Raw genomic sequence first — 4383 nt, 5'->3', positions numbered from 1 at the left:
GGCCGCCCCCGCCCCCGCGGTGGAGGAGCCCAAGCAGCCCGCCCACTCCGGCAAGGGCTCCGACGACGAGGACTGGTGGCAGGAGTAACGACCGGCCTCGGCTGAGTCGTCCTGAGACGACGAAGGGCCCGGTCCCAGGGGTTCACCCCGGGACCGGGCCCTTCGCACGTCCGGACCACACCACAGCCACGGGCGCAGATCCGCACGCCCACCTCAACCCCGGCGGCGAGCCCCGCTCACACACCGGTGCCTTCGTTCGGTGCCGGAGGGAGGCTCCTGGAGTGGCGGGGGGTGATGGCCTGCTCCTCGCGGACCCCCGCGGACACCGAAGGATCCTCCGCGAAGGCGACGCACAGGCACACGCACCGAAGCGCGGGTGCCAGGAGACACAGCGGAGCTAGCCCTGATCCTTCTCCCACGGACCGTCCCACTCGGTGGGTAGCGGGTACGCCTCGGGGTTGACGCGCCTGACGATCTCGTCGAGGACGCGGCGCACGTAGGGCTCGCCCACCCACAGGTGCTTGGCGCCGTCGACCCCGATGATCTCGGCCTGGGTGAGGGGCGCGAAGCGTTCCCGGGCCTCCTCGGGCCTGAGGTAGTCGTCGTGTTCGGGGACCAGCGCCACGACGGGCTTGCCGGATTCCGCCCACACCCGCATGTCGGACTCGTCGGCGCGGTGCAGCGGCGGTGACAGCAGCAGTGCGCCCCTGACCTGCGGGTCGCAGCCCCACTTGAGGGCCAGCTCGGTACCGAACGACCAGCCCAGCAACCAGGGGTCGGGCAGGTCCTCGAACTCGGTGAACTCGATGGCGGCCATGACGTCGTGCTGCTCGGTCTCGCCCTCACCGAACGCGCCCTCGCTGGTGCCGTGGCGTGAGGTGGTACCGCGCGTGTTGAAGCGCAGGACGGCGACGTTGGCCAGGGCGGGCAGACGGAAGGACGCCTTGCGCAGGACGTGGCTGTCCATCATGCCCTCGGCGGTGGGCAGGGGGTGCAGGCAGACCAGAGTGGCGACGGGCCTGCGGCCCTCGGGCAGGGCCAGTTCGCCGACCAGTTCCAGTCCGTCGGCGGTGTGCAGGGTGATGGGCCGTCGAACGGCGGGCAGCACCGTGGTGGCTCGGATCTCCATGGGTCCTCTCGTCAGGTCAGTATCTGGGGGCCCTGGGAGAGCGGTGGGAACGCCGGTCCCAGCAGGAGGAGTGCCAGTGCCTTCGGTCGCCACCGTCGCCGTAGGGGCGCCAGGCGACGACGTGGGGCATCCCCGTGGGGATCTCCTGGGCGCAGCCGGGACAGCGGTAGACCTTGGTCGCGGCGGCGCCGCTGATCCGGCGCGTGACCCACTCGCCGTCGGGGCCGGTCTCGCGGCGCTGCCCTCCGGTGACGCGCAGCATGAGGGCGTCCTCGTCCGGGGGGCCTCCAGGAGGGTTCTTGCCCCGGGCGGTCTTACGGCGGGGGCTGTTACGGCGCGGGCTCACCCTCCAAGGGTAGGAGAGGACGAACAGTGGCCGCCGCCACACCGGGGGGTGTGGCGGCGGCCGGGGTGCCGGGCCGGGCGAAGCGGTGGGACCTGGGCCCTGTTTTCTGGAACATTCCTCCCACCCGTCGCCCGCCACCACCCTCAACGGACGCCTGCGGCGCGGTGTCCTCGCGTTACCACCGGGCGGCCGCTCGCCGCGCCGATGAAGCTCGGACAGCCAACCCCGGGCTGACCTCGCTCATCGTCTGGCGAGAGATTGCCGGGCCCCCGCTGTGCGAGAGCTGCGGAGCTTGCGTAGCAGCGTACAGCAGCGGAGACGGCCGCTCGCATCGATGGCGGCTCCGCCGACACGAGCGAAAGCATCCAGAAAAACAGGCCCTAGCCGTGGCAGGCGCAGCCGCCGCCGTGGGAGGCGCTCTCCTCGGCGTCGGGCAGCAGGTCCATGAGGAGCGGAGCGGGCACCGCGATGGTGGTGAGCCCGTACTCCGACATGGCCACCAGCGTGGTGATCACGGACTCCGCGCCGCGCTCCTCCAGAAGCTCGGTCGGGCCCTTCGGGTAGCCGCAGCCGAACCGCATGGCGGTGTCGATGTCCTTGGCGGAGGCGTAGCCGTCGCCGACCATGCGCAGGGCGTCGTCGATCTGCGGCGCGATGAGCATCTCGCCCAGGTCGAGGGTCTCCTCCTCGCGCACCATCTCGGCGAGGCGGCCGGTGCGGCGGGGCTCGGGAGCCTCGTCACCGGTCCCGTAGAAGCCCTGGCCGGTCTTGCGGCCGAGGCGGCCCGCGGCGACCATGCGACGCATGAGCGGGGTGGCGGCGTACCTGGGGTCGCGGAACTCGTCCCAGAGGACGTCCATGACGGCCAGGCACACGTCCAGACCCACGAGGTCGGCGAGGGCGAGCGGGCCCATCGGCAGACCGGCGGCCTTCTTGACGGCCTCGTCGATCTCCTCGCGGGTGGCGATCCGACGCTCGTAGAGGCGGATGGCGTCGTTGACGTAGGGCACCAGCAGGGCGTTGGCGACGAAACCGCCGCGGTCGCCCACCGCGATCGGGGTCTTGCCGACGCGCTTGGCGACCTCGGTGACGATGTCGACGGTCTCGGGGCTGGTGGAGATGGTGGTGATGACCTCCGTCAGCTTCATGACCGGGGCCGGGTTGAAGAAGTGCAGGCCGACGACCTTCTCGGGGCGGTCGGTCAGCGCCGCGATCTCTGTGACCGAAAGCGAGGAGGTGTTGGTCGCCAGGATCGTGCCGGGCGGGCAGATCCGGTCGAGGTCGCCGAACACGTCGCGCTTGACGTCCATGCGCTCGGGGACGGCCTCGACGACGAAGTCGGCGTCCGAGAGGTCCTCGCGGGACGTGCTGAACGTGAGACGGGCGTCGATCTCCGAGCGCTCCCCCTCGGTGATCTTGCCCTTGCTCACCGCGCGCGAGAGGGACTTGTCCACGTGGCCACGGCCGCGGTCGAGGGCGGCCTGGTCGATCTCGACCCCGACGACGTTGAACCCGGCCCTGGCGAACACCTCAGCGATGCCCGCACCCATCGTGCCCAGTCCTACGACGCCGACCTTGTCAAATTCCTGCACCATGGGCCCCACCCTAGACCTCCCCGGCGCCCCGCCGACGCACCGGGACCAGATCTTTACTACTGGTCGGTAGTGCGATGCGGCCGGATCGGCACCACCGCGACGGCCAACGCGGAGAACACCGCGCTCACCGCGAAAACGGTGGGCAGTCCCGCGAGCGTGATCACGGCGGCCATCAACACGGGGGTGAGGGTGGTACTGACCGACTGGAGCCAGTTCTGCACCGCCAGCGCCCGCCCGGCCCAGGCGGTCCCGGCGATCTCCGCGACGGAGAGGAAGGTCAGGCCGTTGTGCCACATGGTCAGCACCAGGCAGACCAGGACCAGGGGGACGGCAGCCCCTCCCCACACGTTCGGCAGGACGGTGAGCAGGACCAGCGCCACCCCGGAGACCACGGCCAGCCACCGGACCGGGCGCATGCGGTTCCCGGTCCGGTCCGACCAGGCCCCGAGCAGCAGCCGTCCGACTGCCCCGGGGATCTGCGCCGCCGCGACCACGGCACCGGCGGCGGGCGGACCCCACCCCTGTTCCTGGACCAGGTAGATGACCGTGTAGACCATGAGCGTGACCTGCGGGACCCCGAGGAGCATGCTCGCGCCGTGCACCCGCCAGATGGCCCACCCTCGGTAGGGGGACGCCGCCGGTTCTGTCGGTTCGGCTGGTTCGGCCGGGGCGACAGGGGCGGGAGCGTCAGGGGTTTCCCGCCCCTCCGGGGGCGCCGAGGCCATCGCCAGCACGAGGGGGACCGCCACCAGCGCGAGCGCGGCCGGAAGCGTCATCGCACCGACGAACCCCCACGCGTCCGCCGCCCTGGGCAGTACCAGGGCGGCCAGGCCCACGCCCAGGGGCAGGGCTGACTGACGGATCCCCATCGCCAATCCGCGTTCGCGGCGTTCGAACCAGGTCATGACCAGACGCCCGCTGGCCGCGTTGACCGGGCCGCCGACCGCACCCGCCAGCAGCAGGACCACCGCCGCGCCCCACAGGTCCGTCACCGTCCAGAGCAGCCCGAGCACACCCGCCGTCAGAAGCAGGCTGAGCGCCATCGTCGCCCGCTCCCCCGCGCGGTCGATGACCACGCCCCAGGCCAGGAGGGTGAGCAGCAGGCCGAACGAGGGCAGCCCGGCGAGCATCCCCGCCTGGGCCGTGGAGACTCCGAACGCCTCGCGCAGCTGCGGGAGCACGACCGGCACCCCGAACATCACCGAGACGCTGGCCACCTGCGCCACCATGCTGACCGACAGGATGACCCAACGATTGCGCACGAGCATCCCGCCACCCTAGGCAGTACCGGCCCCGGCCCCCATCCCCCCCGC

4 protein-coding genes are annotated in these 4383 nt (G+C 71.7%); all 4 read right to left on the bottom strand.

Going from position 1 to position 4383, the window contains the following annotated elements:
* Positions 1 to 397: 397 nt before the first annotated feature.
* Entirely contained in the window at positions 398 to 1129 is a 732-nt protein-coding gene (locus ADX84_RS24775; protein WP_049579840.1) for an alpha/beta hydrolase, read from the bottom strand.
* A 16-nt stretch (positions 1130 to 1145) separates the two neighbouring features.
* Complete coding sequence (locus ADX84_RS24770; RefSeq protein ID WP_199776697.1) at positions 1146 to 1475, bottom strand: ATP/GTP-binding protein; 330 nt, start codon at positions 1473 to 1475, stop codon at positions 1146 to 1148.
* Between the two features lie 380 nt (positions 1476 to 1855).
* Positions 1856 to 3070 (bottom strand): 3-hydroxybutyryl-CoA dehydrogenase, encoded by a 1215-nt coding sequence (locus ADX84_RS24765; RefSeq protein ID WP_082206771.1) that lies wholly within the window; start codon positions 3068 to 3070, stop codon positions 1856 to 1858.
* A 56-nt stretch (positions 3071 to 3126) separates the two neighbouring features.
* Positions 3127 to 4338: an MFS transporter gene (locus ADX84_RS24760; protein ID WP_049579835.1), complete on the bottom strand. Its 1212-nt coding sequence runs from the start codon at positions 4336 to 4338 to the stop codon at positions 3127 to 3129.
* Positions 4339 to 4383: the final 45 nt, after the last annotated feature.

Origin of the sequence: Nocardiopsis sp. SBT366, from assembly GCF_001083815.1 — a bacterium.
In the GTDB taxonomy this organism is placed as follows: domain Bacteria; phylum Actinomycetota; class Actinomycetes; order Streptosporangiales; family Streptosporangiaceae; genus Nocardiopsis; species Nocardiopsis prasina.
The sequence above is the reverse complement of the archived record's forward strand: the minus strand, read 5'-3'. Positions and strand labels throughout refer to the sequence as shown.

What these genes read in the sequence shown, in the direction of transcription:
- ADX84_RS24775 (WP_049579840.1), bottom strand. Translation starts at nt 1,129, where the DNA reads ATGGAGATCCGAGCCACCACGGTGCTGCCCGCCGTTCGACGGCCCATC.
- ADX84_RS24765 (WP_082206771.1), bottom strand. Translation starts at nt 3,070, where the DNA reads ATGGTGCAGGAATTTGACAAGGTCGGCGTCGTAGGACTGGGCACGATG.
- ADX84_RS24760 (WP_049579835.1), bottom strand. Translation starts at nt 4,338, where the DNA reads ATGCTCGTGCGCAATCGTTGGGTCATCCTGTCGGTCAGCATGGTGGCG.